A 17,458-nucleotide genomic window follows, 5' to 3' on the forward strand; every position below is an offset into this window, starting at 1 on the left:
GCCGTCGGGCACCTCACCCGGGAGGACCGCTCAGGCGTTCTCGTCGAAGGCCGCGCGGAGCTTGGCCTCCTCGTCCGCGGAGAGGTTCGTCTGGATGAGCTCGCCGTGCACGCCCTCGGCCTGGAGCGCGTCGTGCACGCGGTCGATCACGGCGCCCGACGTGAGCACGAACAGGGCCGACGTGCCCGGCGTGACCTTGCTGCGCACCGAGTCGATGAAGTCGTCGTCGATACCCACGTCGGTCAGCGCGCCGGCGATCGCGCCGGAGGCCGCGCCGATCGCGGCCCCGAGCAGCGGGACGAAGAAGAGGAGGCCGAACAGCAGGCCCCAGAACGTGCCGCCGAGCGCCCCGACCGCCGTCGTGCTGTTGCCCTGCCGCGTCTTCGGCTTCTTCTTGCCCTCCTCCCAGGACACGATCGCCGCGTCCTGGACCTGGATGAGCTCCTGCTTCTGGAGCGCGAGCAGCGCGTCCTCGGCGCGCTGCGCGCCCTCGGGGGTGTCGAACTTCCACACGGTGAGCGTTGCCACGTCAGACCTCTCGTTCCGTTCGTACCGACGACGGGAGCGCGGCGCTGCGCCCCGGGACGCGTCGAACGTATCCCCGGGGCTCGGGTTCCGCGCGCGGAGCGCGGACGCCCCCGGCTCCCGGTGGCGGTTCGTCCCGATCCCGGGATGATCGTTCGCGGAGCACGCCGGACGGACGGAGGACGGTCGATGACGGGTTCGCAGGCACCCTCGGTGCCGACGGGGGGACGGGCGCGGGCACGGACCCCGCTCCTCTTCGGCTCGCTGCGCGGCTACCAGAAGGCGTGGCTCCAGGGCGACCTCGTCGCCGGGCTCACGGTCTGGGCGGTCCTCGTCCCGGAGTCCCTCGCCTACGCGACGATCGCGGGCGGCTCGCCCGTGGTCGGCCTCTACGCGGCCGCGCCGTCGCTGATCCTCTACGCGGCGTTCGGCAGCTCACGGCACCTCGTCGTCGGGCCCATGTCCGCGACGGCCGCGCTCTCGGCCGGGGTCGTGGCGGTGTTCGCGCCGGGCGACGCCGCGTTCTACGCCGCGCTGACGACGGGGGTCGCGCTCGTCACCGGCCTGCTGTGCCTCGTCGCGGGGATCGCCCGGCTCGGGTTCGTCGCGTCGTTCATCTCCGAGCCCGTGCTCAAGGGGTTCATCGTCGGCATGGCGCTGGTCATCATCATCGGCCAGGTCCCGGCCCTGCTCGGGGTCGAGAAGGGGGAGGGCAACTTCTTCGAGAAGGCGTGGACGATCCTCACCGAGCTCGGCACCGCGAACGGCCCGACCGTGGTGCTGGGGCTGGGGACGCTCGCCGCGCTCCTCGCGATCAAGCGATGGGCGCCCCGGGTCCCCGGCTCGCTCGTCGCGGTCCTCATCGGGATCGTCGCGATCCTCGCGTTCTCGCTCGACGACGACGGCGTGGAGATCGTCGGCCCGATCGACGCCGGGCTCCCCGCGCTCGGTTTCCCGGACATGGACTGGTCCGACTACACCGCGCTGATCGGGCCGTGCGCCGGGGTCATGCTCGTGGGCTTCGCCGAGGCGCTCGGCGCCGCGAAGACGTACGCCGCGCGCGAGGGCTACGACATCGACGCCAACCGCGAGCTGATCGGCATGGGCGCGGCCAACCTCGGGTCGGGCCTCGCGTCGGGGATGGTCGTCAACGGCAGCCTGTCCAAGACGGCGGTCAACGGCGGGGCGGGTGCCAAGAGCCAGGTCTCGGGGCTCACCGCCGCGGTCCTCGTCGTCCTCACGCTCCTCTTCCTCACACCCGTCTTCGAGTCGCTGCCGGAGGCGACGCTCGCCGCGGTCGTCATCGCGGCGGTGATCGAGCTCGTCGACGTCCGCGCGCTGCGCCGCCTCTACGGCCTGCGCACCCCGACCATGCGGCGTCTGTACGGCAACGCGGCACGCGACGACTTCTACGCCGCCGCCGCGGCCACGGCCGGCGTGCTCGTCTTCGACACCCTGCCCGGCCTCGTCATCGGCGTCGTGCTGTCGCTGCTCCTGCTCCTCGCGCGCGCGTCGCGCCCGCACGTCGCGGTCCTCGTGCGCTCGGCGCACGGGGTGTGGGTGGACGCCGACCGGCGCGCGGTGCTCCAGAAGGACGGCGGCACGTCCGTCCCCGGCGTGCTGGTGGTCCGGCCCGAGTCGGGGCTGTTCTTCGCCAACGCCGACGCCGTCCGCAACCACGTCCGCGACCTCGCCGCCGCGACCTCCCCGCGGCTCGTCGTCCTGGACACGGAGACCGTCCCGTTCATCGACGTGGACGCCGCCGAGATGCTCGCCACGCTGCGGACCGACCTCGACCGCCACGGGGCGACGCTCGTCCTCGCGCGCAACGTCGGGCAGGTCCGCGACGAGCTGCGCGCCGCCGTCGAGCGTGCCGAGCGGCCGCGGGTCTACACCGACGTCGACGCCGCCATCGCCGCCGAGAGCGCCGGGGCGTCGGGCGCCGACGGCGCGGGCCCCGACGCCGGTTCGGCCGCCGCGAGGTAGCGCCGTGGGGCAGCGTCCTCGACGCGCTGCCGGTCCACGAGCGCCACGACCCGCCCCTGCGGGTGCCCGTCCTGCGGCTGCTCGTCGGGCCGGGCTCTGGGCGGCGGTGCTCGTCTATCGCCCGCGCCCAGGCGTCCCTCGAGCGCGTGCGCCACTGGATCGCCGGGCACACGGCCGCTCTCGACGCGGCGCTGATCCTCGTCATCGCGCTGCTCCAGATCCAGAAGGGCCTCTCCGCGCTCCAGTCCTGACGGTGCCACGACGCCCGCCACTGCACGGCGGGAGAACCGGGGTAGGCTCGGAGGGTCGAGTCTGGACCTGGCTCCTCACCCACCGGAGACCCGGAGGCCAGCATGTCCGTGGACGACCATGCCATCGAGCAAGCCCTCGCGCGCGGAGCGCACCAGCAGATCGGCCAGTACCGCCTGGACCTGAGCACGGGCGTGTGGTGGTGGTCCCCCGAGACGTACCGCCTCCACGGCTTCGAGCCGGGCGACGTCGTCCCGACGACGGCCCTCGTGCTCGCCCACAAGCACCCCGACGACCGCGAGCGCGTCCGGCAGGTCCTCGACGAGGCACGGCTCACCGGCGAGCCGTTCTCGAGCGTGCACCGGATCATGGACGCCCACGGCGGCGAGCGCTTCCTCGTCGTGGTCGGCCAGGGCCGGCGCGACCGCGCGACCGGCGAGGTGACCGAGCTCGTCGGCTACTTCGTGGACGTGACGCGGACCGTCACGGACGCGGCCCAGGAGCGCGCCCGGCACGACATCGCCGCCGCCGCGGAGACACGGGGTGCGATCGAGCAGGCCAAGGGCATCGTGACGCTCGCGTACGGCGTGCACCCGGACGAGGCGTTCGCCCGCCTCCGGCGCGCGTCCAACGACCGCAACGTCCCGCTGCGCGAGCTCGCCCGGCTCGTCGTGCACGAGGGGGCGCAGGGCGGCACGGACGGCGTCGCCGCGCTCCTGCACTGACGGCACGGACGACGGCGCCGCCCTCGGGCGGCGCCGTCGTCGTCAGCCCTTGCTCGTCGCCTCGCGGATCCGCTTCTGCTCCTGGCGACGGTCCCACCAGCGCGTGAGGACGAGCCACCCGAGGAACCAGCCGCCGAGCGCGCCGATCAGCCAGACGACGACCGTCACGCCGATCCACGTGGACGCGCCCGAGATCTCCAGGCCGTCCCCGACGAGCGTCGCGACCCACAGGGCGAGGAACGTCGACACGAGGCCGATCCCGCCCAGGATCGCCGACGCGTACTTGCGCGCCACGTTGAACACGAACGGCGCGAGGATCGCCTGGGCCACCGCGAAGATCAGCACCGCGACGACGAAGCCCGAGGCGTGCACGGTGACGCCGTCGAACAGGCTCGAGGCGACGAGGAGGCCCACGGCGGCGAGGACCACGTTGATCGCGAAGCTCAGCAGGAAGCGGATCATGCGGTAACGGTCCCGCCCCTGGTCAGGTTCCGCAACCGCTGGCGCGGCCTGACCAGGGGGCGTGTCAGACGCGGCCCACGGTCCGGGTTCCGCGCCGCCGGGCGTCGGCCAGCAGCGCGCCGGTCCCCGTGAGCAGGATCGCGAGCACCGCGGCCGCGCCGACGCTCGCGCCGGTCGGCGGGAGGCTGCCCCCGCCGGTGGCACGGAACGCGTTGGTCACGGTCGCGTCGACCTCGGCGGCGTCGCCCGTCGGGACGGTGAACGCGTCCGACGTCGGCGTCGCGTCGTCGGGGTCGACCGTCACGTCGGTCCCCGCGACGGCGAGCGTCACGGCCTCGGCGTCGCCCGCGTCGGTCTCCGCGAGCGTGCACTCGGCCCCCTGGGGGACCAGCGCGTAGACGGCGGTCCAGTCGTCGTCGGCCGAGAGCGTGCGCTCGGCGCCGCCCGGGATCACGACGTCCGTCTCGACGCCGTCGACGTCCCACGTGCACGCGAGCGAGACGACGAACTCGTCGCCCCGGTGCTGTGACGCGCCCGGCCCGGCGAGGGCCTTGGTGACGACGACCTGGCCGACGTCGAACGTGTTCGTCACCATCACCTGGGCGGGGTCCGGACCGATGGTGGCGGCCCCGGGCTCGCCGCCCTCGACCGTCGCGGAGATCGTGGTCGAGGCGGCGCCGCCGCTCGCCGTCTCCGTGACGACGCACTCCGCGCCGACGGGCAGGCCGTCGTAGACGGCGACCTCGCCCCCGGAGATCGTGCGCTCGGCACCGCCGGGCACCTCGATGGCCTCACCCAGGAACGTGCAGGCCGCGCTCACGGTGAACGGCCCGGCACCGAACGCCTCGGCGCCGTCGCCGTCGACGACCTTGGTGACCTCGATCGACCCGGCGTCGTAGGTGTTGGTCACGGTGACCACCTGCGCGGGGCCGGGGAGCACGCGCTCCTCGACCTGGACCGGGTTCGGCTCGACCGTGACCGCCGTCGCCCCGCCGGTCTCGGTCTCGGTGACGGTGCACACCGCACCGACGGGGAGACCGAAGTAGACGCCCGGCAGGCCCGGCCCGAACGGCCGCACGGGGCCTCCCGGGACCGGGACCTCGGCGCCCTGGAACGTGCAGGAGACGGACGCCCGGTACGGGATGCCCTCGAGCGGGAACTGCGCGTAGAAGTCCTCGAGCTGCGCGATGAGGGCGGCGAGCTCCTCGGGCGTGACCGGCTCGTCGGGCAGCTCGGGCAGCGGCGGGATGTCCGGCATCGACGGCGCGAAGCCCGCGGCGTCGCCGTCCACGACCTTCTCCACGAGGAGCGGGGCGGTGTCGAACACGTTGGTCACCGTGACGGTCGTGGTGGTCGGTGACCCGTCCTCGGCGGCAGGCGGCACGACGACGTCCACGGACGTGCCGTCCACGGGCTCGCCGCCGTCCACGCTCATCGTCACGTGGGTGGCACCGAAGTCGTCCGTCTCGGTGAGCACGCACTCGGACCCGACGGGCAGGTCCTCGTACACGGCCGGCTGGCCGGGCACGAAGGTCCGCGCGGCACCGCCGGGGACGACGATGGTGACGGGATCGCCCTCCGAGTCCACCCCGTAGGTGCAGGCCAGCGTGACCTCGAACGGCCCGGGCCCGTAGAGCGCCCCGAGCCCGTCGAGCTCCTTGTCCACCTGGACGGTCCCGAGGTCGAACGTGTTGGTGATGACGACGTTCGCGACGTCACCGCTGCCGACCGTGACCGTGTCGGGGACGACGACGGAGCCGGTGGCCCCACCGTCGTCGATCTCCTCGATCGCGCACACGGCACCCGTCGGCAGGTTCGCGATCTGTGCGGTGAGCGGGCCGGCGCCACCGAGCACGACCTGGCTGTCGTAGACGGTGCGCGGCGCGAGCGGGCCGTCACCGTCGTCGTCGTACGTGCAGACGACGGTGACGGTGAACGGTCCGCTCCCGTACGCGGGGCCGCCGGCGCCCTCGACGACCTTCTGCAGCCCGATCGCCCCGACGTCGTACGTGTTGGTCAGCGTGACGTCGTTCGTGCTCTGCCCGAGCACGTCGGGGGTGAGCGTGACGTCCGTCGCCGGGCCGTCGGTCGTCACGGGGTGTCCCGGCAGGCCCTGGTCGACGGTGATCGTCACCGACGACGCGTTGCCCGTGCCCGACTCGGTGACGGTGCAGACCGAGCCGACGGGCAGGTCCGTGAGCTCGATCGTCTGGCCGTCCTCGATCGGGAGGCCGGTCATCGGGTTCTCGGCGTCGTAGCCCTCGGCGTAGACGTCCTCGCCGAGGAACGTGCACGCGACGTCGACCGCGAACGGGCCGAACGGCACCGGGTTCCCTTCCTGGTCCACCGCGTCGGTGACGACCTCCTTGGAGATCTCGATGCTCGACAGGTCGTACCGGTTGGTCGCCGTGATCGTCGTCGGGTTCTCGGGGTCCTCGCTGTCGATCGTCACCGTGTCCACGATCAGCTCGGTCTGCCCGTTCGTCCCGTCCTCCGTGATGGTGCACTCGGCCCCGTACGGCAGGTTGGGCACGACGGTCGGGGTTCCCGGCACGACCGTGACGGGGATGGGATCGAGCACCGTCTCCACCCAGCTCCCGACCGCCGACGTGCACTGCACGTTCAGCACGAACGAGTCGGGCGCGTTCTCGGCGCCCTCGCCCGTGACGACCTTGTTCACCGCGAGCGGGCCCGACGCCGTCGCGACGCCGACCTTGGTGCCCTCGGTGGGCAGCATGTTGAACTCCGTCCCGTTCTGGGCGATCCCGACGCCGGACGCGCCGGCGGAGTTCCACGCGATCGACCGGTCCCCGGCCTCGGGGGCCTCGGGCGGCGTGGTCGTCGTCCCCTCGACGGCGAGGAACTGCCCGGGTCGGAAGAGGTTGTCGGGGTCCATCTCGACCACGGCCTTGATCGCCGTGATCTGCGCGTACGTGTCCTCGCTCGTGTCCGCGGTGAGCTCGACCCAGCCGGTCGTCGGGTCGTCCGTCGGGCAGAGCGGCTCGTTCAGCGGGTCGTCGATGTCGTCCATGCAGTAGTCGTCGACGGTCGTGTAGTAGAACGTCGTCGTGCTGCCCGCCGGCGCGTTGACCACCGAGGGCGGCGACTCCTTGGTGAGCAGCGGGGACCACGCGGAGTCGCGCGGCTCGCTGGTGGCGTAGGAGCCGGTGTCGCCCGGTGTGGGCAGCCGGTCGTAGACCACGACCTTGTCGAGCGGCAGGTTGCCGACGTTGTTCACGCGGATGTGCCAGGTCTCGTCGTGCCCGGGCACGATGACGGGCGTGCAGGGGTACGCGTAGAAGCCCGACGCGTCGGGCGTGCACGCGTAGGCCGGGTCGGCGTAGGCCGGATCGACCATGACGTCGAGCTGGTCGTCGTCCGTCGCCTTGACGAGCTTCGACTGCGCGATCGCCGCGCCCGGGATCGTGGTCACGTCGGAGTCGGCCTCGCACGCGCCGTTCTCCTCGTTCAGCCGGGTCACGCACTCGTCCCACGGGCGGTCACCGGTCACGCCGGCGGTGTTGTGGACCACCGCGCCGGCGTCGAGCGTGACGCGGAACTGCACGAGCACGGTGATCGTGTACGTCTGGTCGACCTCGAGCACGGTGCCCTCGGGGAACGTGAAGGTCAGCCCCGCGAGGTTGCCCTCCTGGTCGACCGTCACCTCGCCGGGGTCCGTCGGCATGGCCGGGCCCGACGGGTCGTCCGGCGTCCTCGCCCCGTCCTCCAGCGCGTAGGAGAAGTTCTCGGGGACGCCGTCGGCGAGCCGGAGCTGCGGCCCGTCGGGGTCGCTCGGCATCGGGTCGTCGACGATGACCGGGTCGACGATCGCTCGGTCGCCGGTGTTGGTCACCGCGATGTGCATCGGCACGACCGCGTCGGGTGCCTCGGTGCCGCCTGTCACCGTCCCGTCGAAGTCCTTGACGATCCGGACACCGTTCGTCGCGTGCTGGTAGAGCATCGACGCCTCGGCGTCGTCCTCCGCGCTCACCGGCCCGGTGGTTCCGGTCTCGGGGTCGACGACGAGGTCGGCCCCGGTCACCGTGCCCTGCACGTCGTTGCTCGCCACGCCCGGGGACGCCTCACCGGGCGCCGGCGCGTTGGCTGCGAGGTCGGGCAGCACCGGGCCGCCCGTGCGCAGGTCGTCGCGACGCAGGATCTGGATCGGGATCGGCTGCGTCGGCGTCGCGGGGTTCTCCCAGATCGCGCCGTCGGCCCGCGTGAACGTGAACCGCAGGCCCTGCACGTCCTCGGGGTCGACGCCCTCGGGCAAGGCGAACGTGCCGGACGGCTCGCCGAGCTCCCAGCCGCCGCCGGTGACCGTGACGCCGCCCGCGTCGCCCGTGAAGGTACCCCCCGTGAAGGCGTCCACCTGGACCTGGTCGATCGGCGTCACGAGAGCGGCGCTCGGGTCGAACCCGACGAAGTCGTACTGGTTCCAGAACCGCGGCTCGTCGTCGGTCAGCACCATCTCCACCGCGCGGGACGGGCCGAGCGGCTGCCCGGTGAGCGTCATGACGACCGGCGTCTCCGACTGGTTCGCACCGTGGAACGGCTCGACCACGGCGGCCGGGCTGAACGACTTCTCCACGGCGAGCTCGATGGACGCCGTCTGGAGGAGCATGTCGGCGTCGTCGTTGGCGAGCCGGACGTCCCCGCCGGTGCCGCCGGGGTCGGTGATGGTCGCGGCGGACCCGTTGGGCACCGGGTTCTCGTCCACGACGATCACGCCGTCGTCGCCGTAGATCGCCTCGCCGGTGTACCGGTCGGTCTCGCGGAGCTGGAGCGTGAGCGCCATGGACCCGGACGCGCCGGGCAGGACCAGCCCGTCGTACGCGACCTCGATGCCCACGACGATGAGGAGCTCCGACGCCGGGAGCGCCTCGGCCTGCGCCTCCGTGAAGGTGGCCGTCCCGCCGGTCGCGTCCGTCAGGGTCACGGTCGTCGACGTCGCGCCCGCTGGTGGGGTGAGGTCGATGTCCGTGAGGGTGAAGGTGTCGAAGGGGTGCGTGCCCTCGGCGGTCTGCACCTCGCCCGAGCCCTGGTCCGCGGGGTCGACGAGCCGGAGCTGGTCCACCTTCGCCGCGGACGCGTTGGTGCCGGTGACGGTCACGGTGGTGGTCGGGTAGAACTCGGCCGGAGTGGCGGGCGGCGGCACGGAGATCGGGCCGCCGGTCCAGTCCTTCGTCACCGTGACGTTCAGCGGCTGGTCGATGATGAGGACGTCGTCGAAGTCGGCGTCCGTGTACTCGTCGCCGTCGAACGTGGCCGTGCCCTCCGCGGTGTCCCGCACCATCCCCGGGTCGTCGGGCAGGTTGTAGATCGTGCCGTGCGTCGAGCCGAGCACGGGGCTGTCGTCGCTGCGCCGGTAGTCGCGCGTCTGGAACGTGAGGTTCAGGTGGCGGCCGTCGGCCTGCGTGGACCGCGCGACGCCGTCGCCCGCGGCGGGTGCCGTCGGGTCGGCCGGGGTCGCGCTGCGCGAGGGGGACTCGGTGTAGGTCAGGCGTACGGACGTCGCCGACTCCTGCTCGTCGGCCGTCAGCGTGTAGCCGGGGAAGGTCCCGTCGCACGCCTCGGGGCACGGGTCGCCCGATGCCGGGACCCACGCGCCGTCGATGAAGAGCTCGACGCTCTCGATCTGGTCGTACCGGAGCAGCGGGTCCAGGGCACCGTCGATCGGGTCGACGCTGACGAGGTCGAACGCGTCGTAGAACGAGTCGGCGATCGGCGTCGACTCCGGGTTCTGGATGTCGGAGATCACCAGGGGGTCGACGCCGGTGAAGCCACCGGTCGACCACGTGATCTGCGCCGTCACCTCGTCGTCGGAACGGGCGAGCACCGACGGCGGGTCGCCGCCCAGGAAGTCCTTCGCGAGGAAGTCGCCGGGGCCGTTGCCGTCCACGGGGTACGGGTCCACGGTGTCGCAGCCCGCGGCGAGCGGGGTCTCGTCCACGGTGCCCGACGACGCGCTCGACGCGCCGCAGTTCTCGACCGGGTCGTCGAGGCCCTCCGGGCCCGTGAACTCGGCGGCGAAGTTCGGCTGGAACTGCGTCCCCGGCGGGAACCCGTCGCCCGTCGAGTCGTAGACGAACTGCACGCCCTGCGCGCCGTCGGGGAGATCACAGCTCACCGTGTCCGGGCCGGTGTAAGGCCCGCATCCGGGAGCGGGCTCCCACGAGTCGCCGTCCCAGTAGTTCACGGTCAGCGTGGAGCCGGCCGGCACGTCCGTGGAGCGCACGGCGGTCGCCGTGAAGTGGTCCCAGAAGGCGTCCGGGTTCGTCGGGTCGGTCGGATCCTGGACCACGACCTGGTCCGCGTTCGTCGTCGACCCCTCGGGGCCGAAGGGCAGAAGCTGCGTCGGGAGCTGGACGATGACGCCCTGGCCCGGAACGGCCGGGATCGTCGACGGCGAGATGTTCTTGGTGGTCTGCGTCGCGAGCCGGTCGACGAGGGTCAGCAGGGACGCGTCCGCGGTCGCCGGGTCCGCGCTCGGGACGTCGGCCTGCACCTGGTTCGGGTGCGTGACGTCGTCGGCCTCCTGGTCCGGGTCCGTGTCGGCCGTGAAGGGCACCGTCGCCGTGGCCCCGGTGACGATGTTCCCGGTGTACTCGATGCTGAACCCGACCACCTCGCACCCGCCCGGCGGGTCCGGCAGCGTGTTCGGAGCGGTCGCGGGGATCGGGTCCGTCGTCGTGCCGTCGGCGCACGTGAACGTCACGGAGGCGGCGTCGGCGTCCGCGGGCCACTGCACCCCGGCGCCCGCGCCGTCCGTGCCCCACCCCGTGAAGGTGATCGGGTCGGCGCCCTCGAACGGGCTCGGGGTTCCGGGAGCGGGCTCGGTGATGGTCAAGGAGGTCACGGGCGTCCCCGTATTGGTCGCACCGAGCGTGACCGTCGTCGGGTCGCCGGCGCTCACGGTCGCGGGGGAGAAGCTCTTCGACGCCGTCACGGAGTTGTTCGGCGGCGTGACGACGTACGTGTCGCTCGCCGTCGTCGGGTCGGACTGGCCCTCGGGATGAGTCACGAACGACGACGTGTCGTTGGTGATCGTGGTGGGGTCGGTGAGGTCCTCGACGGCGGCGCTCTGCTGGACGTTCACCGGGATGCTCGCCGTGGCGCCCGGCTGGATGTCGCCGCTGAACGTGTACCGCACGCCCTGGACCGCCGCCGGGTCCACGCTGTCGTCGAGCGGCTCCCACGAGTCGCCGTCCCAGTACTCCTCGGTGACCTGCGTGGCGTTCGGCGGCATCGTGACGTCGCCGGTGCTCACGTACTCGAGGTAGGTGAAGGGGTTGGGTGTCGCGGTCGGGTCGACCGGGTCCTGGACGACGAGGGTGTCGACCGGGTCGTTCGACTCGTTCGTCGACCCGATGGTCATGGTCGCGGGGGTACCCGGCGCGGCGAGCGCTCCCTCCGGCTCGATGGTCTTCGTCGTCGTGGAGGCGAGGACGAGCGGGACCACGGGCGTGATGTCGTCGCTGGCCTGGTTCTGCGTGGCGTTGTCCGAGACGACGGTCGCCGTGTTGGTGATCGGCACGCCGTTCGCGGCGTACGGGATGTCCTCCGAGACCTGGGCGGTGACGAGGATCTGCACCTGTCCGCCGTTCGGCACGCTGTCGGCGGTGTAGGTCACCGTGTCCGCGTCCGGGTCGGCGACGAGGTTCGGGTTCGTCGCACCGCCCCCGCTCTGGATGGACGCGCTGACCAGCTCGAGGCCGTCCGGCAGCGGGTCGGTCATCGTCGTCGGCGTGCACGGCGTGTTGTTCGGGTCGGAGCAGGAGATGGAGACGGCCCACTGGACCTGCTGGCCGGGCGCGTACGGCCCGGTGCTGAGCTCGGTCTTCTGGATGCCCCACGTGGCCGCCGCCGCCGGCACGGTCGGCACGAGCACGAGCGGCAGGGCGAGGAGGAGCGACCCCAGGCTCGCCCACGTTCGCCGCAGGCGCCTCGTCCGCCGTGCGGCACGCGCCCGCCCGCCCCGCGTGGTGCTGCTCGCCGTCCGCCCGTTCGCCATGCCCTCGCCCCTCTGGTCCCACTGCACCCACGGCGCGCCCGGGCGCGCTCGTCGTCGTAGTCGTCACGACCTTGACACACGACTTCCACTTCGTCGCGGCGAACGGGACGACCGTCCAGGTACCGCACGACGACGCGGGCACCGAGAGACCTGTGCGGACCGCACCCGGAGACGACGGCGCCCGCGTCGCCCGGTCCGGAACGGGGCGACGCGGGCGGCCGGATCGGGTCAGGGGGTGACGATGGCGAAGTCCGGGTCGCCCGGGTCGAGGACGGCGGTGAGCCGCGCGAGCACGCCCGCGTCGCCCGCGACCTCGATGCCCACGGCGGCGAGCTCCTCCGGGGTCGCGGCGCCGGTCGCGAGCGCGGGGAGCGCCGTGCTGGTCGTCGTGAGGGTCGCGTCGGCGTCTCCGCGCTGGGGAGCCGAGCTGTAGGTGAGGGTCCCGTTGCGCAGCCACAGGCGGTAGCGCTCGTCGGTGTCGGTGAGCACGACGTCGATCGTCGCCTTCTCGTCCCACGCGCGCGGGCCGTCGACCTGGATCGCGAGGGCGTCGAAGAGCATCGTCGGCGTGAGGTTCCCGATGATGTCGGGCGCCGCCGTCTGCGTGGGAGTCCCGAAGGGTCCGTCACGCAGCTCGGTCGCGCCCGAGAGGTAGACGCTGCGCCAGGTGCCGTTCTCCGCACCGTAGCCGAGCTGCTCGTAGGTGTCGGCGAGCAGCTCCTTCGCCGCGGCGTGGTCCGGCTCCGCGAAGACGACGTGGTTGAGGAGCTCCGCGACCCAGCGGAAGTCGCCGGCGTCGAACGCCGCGCGCGCCGTCGTGACGACCGCGTCGGCGCCCCCGCCGAGGGCCACGTAGCGCTTCGCCTTCTCGACCGGCGGGTGCTCCCACAGGTGCGCCGGGTTCCCGTCGAACCAGCCCATGTACCGCTGGTAGATCGCCTTGACGTTGTGGCTCACCGAGCCGTAGTAGCCGCGCGCGTGCCAGGCGTTCTCGAGCGCCGGGGGCAGGGTGATCCGCTCCGCGATCTCGGGCCCGGTGTACCCCTGGTTCAGCATCCGCAGGGTCTGGTCGTGCAGGTAGGCGTAGAGGTCGCGCTGGAGCGAGAGGTACTCGACGATGCGCTCGTTGCCCCAGGTCGGCCAGTGGTGCGAGGCGAAGACGACCTCGACGTCACGGCCGAACAGGTCGATCGCCTCCGTGAGGTAGTGGGACCACACGTGCGGGTCGCGGACCACGGCACCGCGCAGCGTGAGCAGGTTGTGCAGCGTGTGCGTCGCGTCCTCCGCCGCGCACAGCGCCCTGCGGTCGGGGAACCAGATGAGCATCTCCGACGGCGCCTCGGTGTCCGGCGCCATCTGGAAGACCATGCGGACGCCGTCGACCGTCTCCTCCTGGCCCGTGGTGGTGACGGACAGGGTCGGCGGGATGAGCGTGACCGTCCCGGTCGACGTCGTCTGGCCGAGCCCGGCACCCACCTGACCCTGCGGGCCGCGCGCGAGCGCCGCGCCGTACATGTAGCCGGCGCGCCGACCCATCGCCGTCCCGGCGTACACGTTCTCCGCGACCGCGTGCTCGGTGAAGCCCTCCGGGGCGAGCACGGTGACGCGCCCCGCGTCGACGTCCTCCTGCGTCGTCACGCCCTTGACGCCACCGAAGTGGTCGACGTGCGAGTGCGTGTAGATGATCCCCGTGACGGGGCGGTCGCCGCGGTGCTCGCGGTACAAGGCGAGCGCGGCCGCCGCCGTCTCGGTCGAGATGAGCGGGTCGAGCACGATCACGCCGGTCGTGCCCTCGATGAACGTCACGTTCGACAGGTCGAACCCGCGGACCTGGTAGATCCCCTCGGTGACCTCGAACAGCCCCTGCTCGGCGACGAGCCGCGACTGCCGCCACAGGCTCGGGTTCACCGTGTCCGGCGCCTCGCCCTGGAGGAACGCGTAGGTGTCGTCGTCCCAGACGACGCGGCCGTCGTCCGCCGTCACCGCGCTCGGGGTGCGCCGCGCGACCAGGCCGCGCGCCGCGTCGTCGAAGTCCTGGGTGTCCGAGAAGGGGAGCGTCCGGAGGAGGGCGGAGTTCTGCGCGACGATCGCGGGCGTCGCGGGCTTCGGAGTCGACATGGTTCGGAGCCTGGCACCGCCCTGCGCGGACCGCACCCGGAGACGACGGCGCCCTCGTCGCCCGGTCCGGAACGGGGCGACGCGGGCGGCCGGTTCGGGTCAGGGGGTGACGATGGCGAAGTCCGGGTCGCCCGGGTCGAGGACGGCGGTGAGCCGCGCGAGCACGCCCGCGTCGCCCGTGACCTCGATGCCCGCGGCGGCGAGCCCCTCGGGGGTCGCCGCGCCGGTCGCGAGCGCGGGCAGCGCACGGCTCGTCGCGGTGAGCGTGGCGTCGGCGTCCCCCTTCTGCGGGGCCGCGGAGTAGGTGAGGGCGCCGTTGGAGAGCCGCAGCCGGTAGCGCGCCCCGGTGTCGGTCAGGACGACGTCGATCGACAGCTTCTCGTCCCACGCACGCGGCCCGTCGACCTGGATCGCGATCGCGTCGAACAGCATCTCCGGCGTGAGCGCCGAGATCACGTCGGCCGACGCGGAGACGGTGGGCGTGCCGAAGGATCCCTCGCGCAGCTCGGTCGCGCCGGAGAGGTAGATGTTGCGCCACACCCCGTTCTCCGCGCCGTAGCCGAGCTGCTCGAACGTGTCGGCGAGCAGCTCGCGCGCGGACGCGTGGTCGGGCTGGGCGAACACGACGTGGCTCAGGACCTCGGCGGCCCAGCGGAAGTCGCCGTCGTCGAACGCGGCGCGCGCCAGGTCGACCACCGCGTCCGCGCCGCCCATGGCCTTCACGTACCGCTTGCCCTGCTCGACGGGCGGGTGCTGCCACAGGTGGGCCGGGTTGCCGTCGTACCAGCCCATGTAGCGCTGGTAGATCGCCTTGAGGTCGTGGCTCACCGACCCGTAGTAGCCGCGCGCGTGCCACGCGTTCTCCAGGGCCGGCGGGAGCTTCAGCTCCTCGGCGATCTCGATCCCGGTCCAGCCCTTGTTGATGAGCCGCAGCGCCTGGTCGTGCAGGTAGGCGTACAGGTCGCGCTGCTCCGAGAGGAACCGCACGACCCGCTCGTTGCCCCACGTGGGCCAGTGGTGGGACGCGAAGACGACCTCGACCTCGTCGCCGAACAGGTCGATCGCCTCGGTGAGGTAGCCGGCCCACGCGTGCGGGTCGCGCACGAGGGCGCCGCGCAGCGTGAGCAGGTTGTGCAGCGTGTGGGTCGCGTCCTCGGCCGCGCACAGCGCCTTGTGGTCCGGGAACCACACGAGGAACTCCGCCGGCGCCTCGGTGCCGGGGGCCATCTGGAAGACCATCCGGACGCCGTCGACCGTCTCGCTCTGCCCGGTGGTGGTGATGTCCAGCGTCGGGGCGATGAGCGTGATGTTGCCGGTCGCGACGGTCTGCGCGAGGCCGGTGCCGAGCGCGCCCTGCGGCCCGCGCGCGAGCGCCGCACCGAACATGTAGGCCGACCGGCGCGCCATCGCCGTGCCCGCGTACACGTTCTCCGAGGCCGCGTGCTCCGTGAACTCGGCCGGCGCGATGATCGGGACCCGCCCGGCGTCGACGTCCTCCTGCGTGGTGACCCCGCGCACCCCGCCGAAGTGGTCCACGTGCGGGTGCGTGTACAGCACGCCCGTCACCGGGCGGTCGCCGCGGTGCTCCCGGTAGAGCTCCAGCGCGGCCGCCGCCGTCTCCTCCGTCACGAGCGGGTCCAGGACCAGGACGCCCGTCTCCCCCTCGATGAACGTGACGTTCGAGAGGTCGAACCCGCGGACCTGGTAGATGCCCGGGACCACCTCGAACAGGCCCTGGATCGCGTTGAGCGTCGACTGACGCCACAGGCTCGGGTTCGCCGTGTCTGGCGCGTCGCCCTGGATGAAGGCGTACGTGTCGTTGTCCCACACGACCGTTCCTTCGGCGTTCCTGATGGCGTTGGGCTCGCGCGTGCCGAGCAGTCCCCGACGCGCGTCCTCGAAGTCCTGCGTGTCCGAGAAGGGGAGCGTCTGGAGGAGGGCGGAGTGCTGCGCGACGATCGCGGGCGTCGCTGGCTTCGGAGTCGACATGGTTCGGAGCATGGCAGCGGCGCGCGAGGACTGCATCCGGAACGAGGCGCCCGCCGAGCCGGCTCCGGGCCGCGACCGCGGGGCCCCGATCGGGCGCGCGACGGGGCGTCAGCCCGCCGGGTCGACGCGCTCTCCGACGGTGTGGACGACGACGACCTGCGGGTCCCAGGGGACGAGCTCGTCCACCTGGTCCTGCAGGACCGCGACGTCGGGCAGGCCGCCGGGGCTGCGCACCTCGACGACGAGGTCCTGCCCCTCCCACCGCACGGTGTCGACGGACGCGTCGTCCGTCCCGGACAACCAGTCCTCCGCGGCGACGCGCGTCTGGCCGAGCCAGAGGTCCGCGAGCGCCGCCTGCACGGTGTTCGCCACCATGGGGACGGCGACGACGAGGACCGCGACGACCGCGACGACCGTCGCGACCCGATGCCGCGGTGCGGACGCTCCTGCGCGCGCCGCACGGGCCTCGCGCAGGTAGCCGGCACCGGAGAAGACGACGGTCGCGGCCACGACGAGCGCGACGGCGTTCGAGACGAAGAGCAGCAGCGCGCCCGCGGCGAGCGACGGCTGCCCCTCCCCCAGGCAGACCCCGACGACGCCGAGCGGGGGGACGAGGGAGATCGCGATGGCGATGCCGGGCAGCACGTCGCCGAGGTCGCGACGGGCGAGCGCGATCGCGCCCGCGAAGCCCGTCGCGAAGGCGGCGGCGAGGTCGCCCACGCCGGGTGACGTCCGACCCGTCACCTGGGAGTTTGACAGGACGTCGGTGGTCGCGGGGAGCACCAGCGTCGCGACCATCCCGATCGCGACGACGAGTGCGAGGCCGCCGACGACGTACGCCACGGACCGCCCGATCGTGCCCGGCTCGCCGGCGACGACGCCCAGCCCGATCCCGAGGATCGGCGTCGACAGCGGGGCGATGATCATCGCGCCGATGACGGTCGCCGTGGAGTCGGTGACGACGCCCGCGACGGCGATCACGCCGGAGAGCACGAGCATGGCCCAGAACGCGGACCGTTTGGCCCGCACGTCGCCGACGTCGAGGTCGAGCCGGTCGGCGACGTCGACGAGCGGCCGCCGCTGCGCGGCGGGGACGAGCAGCCGGAGCACACGCCCCGGCGGAGCGGGAGCCGTCGTCGTGGTCGGGTCGGTGACCGCCCCGCGTCGGTCGCTGTCCGAGGGCACCGTCATCCCCGCCTCCCGCGCTCGGGCCGGTGACCGGCTCACCGGGCGACCTGACGCTACGGTCGCCCGCCGCGGGGTGCCACCGGAGCGTCCCGGATCCGCCCGGCAGGTCGGGACGCCTGCCCCTGGGACCCGGGACGCCGCCCGGCCGACGCTGCGGGGACCGTCGCGGCTCGTGGCGGGCCCCGGCCGCGGGACAGGCGGC

The 17,458-nt window shown here is 73.0% G+C and carries 8 protein-coding genes; 2 read left to right on the forward strand and 6 right to left on the reverse strand.

Annotated elements, in window-relative coordinates; genetic code table 11:
- Nucleotides 1–30: 30 nt before the first annotated feature.
- Nucleotides 31–528 carry a DUF1269 domain-containing protein gene (locus ABWU78_RS09515; RefSeq protein WP_115941642.1) on the reverse strand — a complete coding sequence of 166 codons (498 nt, stop codon included), beginning with the start codon at nt 526–528 and terminating at the stop codon, nt 31–33.
- A gap of 186 nt (nt 529–714) precedes the next feature.
- On the opposite strand from ABWU78_RS09515, the gene ABWU78_RS09520 reads away from it, so the two are divergent.
- On the forward strand, nt 715–2,511 hold the full coding sequence (locus tag ABWU78_RS09520) for a SulP family inorganic anion transporter (protein WP_439158185.1): 1,797 nt from the start codon (nt 715–717) through the stop codon (nt 2,509–2,511).
- A 353-nt stretch (nt 2,512–2,864) separates the two neighbouring features.
- A complete protein-coding gene (locus tag ABWU78_RS09525) occupies nt 2,865–3,485 on the forward strand; it encodes a PAS and ANTAR domain-containing protein (protein WP_439158186.1) in 621 nt (206 codons plus the stop codon).
- Between the two features lie 42 nt (nt 3,486–3,527).
- On the opposite strand, the gene ABWU78_RS09530 is transcribed toward ABWU78_RS09525, so the two are convergent.
- The 5 genes from ABWU78_RS09530 to ABWU78_RS09550 form a co-directional block, all read right to left on the reverse strand.
- The gene (locus ABWU78_RS09530) at nt 3,528–3,947 is read right to left on the reverse strand and encodes a phage holin family protein (protein WP_353707103.1); all 420 of its coding nucleotides are present in this window, start codon (nt 3,945–3,947) and stop codon (nt 3,528–3,530) included.
- A gap of 64 nt (nt 3,948–4,011) precedes the next feature.
- Complete coding sequence (locus ABWU78_RS09535) at nt 4,012–11,961, reverse strand: DUF5979 domain-containing protein (RefSeq protein ID WP_439158187.1); 7,950 nt, start codon at nt 11,959–11,961, stop codon at nt 4,012–4,014.
- A gap of 228 nt (nt 11,962–12,189) precedes the next feature.
- Nucleotides 12,190–14,079: an alkyl/aryl-sulfatase gene (locus ABWU78_RS09540; protein ID WP_253051822.1), complete on the reverse strand. Its 1,890-nt coding sequence runs from the start codon at nt 14,077–14,079 to the stop codon at nt 12,190–12,192.
- 99 nt (nt 14,080–14,178) lie between these two features.
- On the reverse strand, nt 14,179–16,068 hold the full coding sequence (locus ABWU78_RS09545; protein WP_439158188.1) for an alkyl/aryl-sulfatase: 1,890 nt from the start codon (nt 16,066–16,068) through the stop codon (nt 14,179–14,181).
- A 108-nt stretch (nt 16,069–16,176) separates the two neighbouring features.
- Entirely contained in the window at nt 16,177–17,259 is a 1,083-nt protein-coding gene (locus tag ABWU78_RS09550) for a DUF389 domain-containing protein (RefSeq protein WP_439158189.1), read from the reverse strand.
- Between the last annotated feature and the right edge of the window lie 199 nt (nt 17,260–17,458).

This window comes from Cellulosimicrobium sp. CpK407 (assembly GCF_051844275.1).
In the GTDB taxonomy this organism is placed as follows: domain Bacteria; phylum Actinomycetota; class Actinomycetes; order Actinomycetales; family Cellulomonadaceae; genus Cellulosimicrobium; species Cellulosimicrobium cellulans_G.

What these genes read in the sequence shown, in the direction of transcription:
- ABWU78_RS09520 (WP_439158185.1), top strand. Translation starts at nt 715, where the DNA reads ATGACGGGTTCGCAGGCACCCTCGGTGCCGACGGGGGGACGGGCGCGG.
- ABWU78_RS09525 (WP_439158186.1), top strand. Translation starts at nt 2,865, where the DNA reads ATGTCCGTGGACGACCATGCCATCGAGCAAGCCCTCGCGCGCGGAGCG.
- ABWU78_RS09530 (WP_353707103.1), bottom strand. Translation starts at nt 3,947, where the DNA reads ATGATCCGCTTCCTGCTGAGCTTCGCGATCAACGTGGTCCTCGCCGCC.
- ABWU78_RS09535 (WP_439158187.1), bottom strand. Translation starts at nt 11,961, where the DNA reads ATGGCGAACGGGCGGACGGCGAGCAGCACCACGCGGGGCGGGCGGGCG.
- ABWU78_RS09540 (WP_253051822.1), bottom strand. Translation starts at nt 14,079, where the DNA reads ATGTCGACTCCGAAGCCCGCGACGCCCGCGATCGTCGCGCAGAACTCC.
- ABWU78_RS09545 (WP_439158188.1), bottom strand. Translation starts at nt 16,068, where the DNA reads ATGTCGACTCCGAAGCCAGCGACGCCCGCGATCGTCGCGCAGCACTCC.
- ABWU78_RS09550 (WP_439158189.1), bottom strand. Translation starts at nt 17,259, where the DNA reads ATGACGGTGCCCTCGGACAGCGACCGACGCGGGGCGGTCACCGACCCG.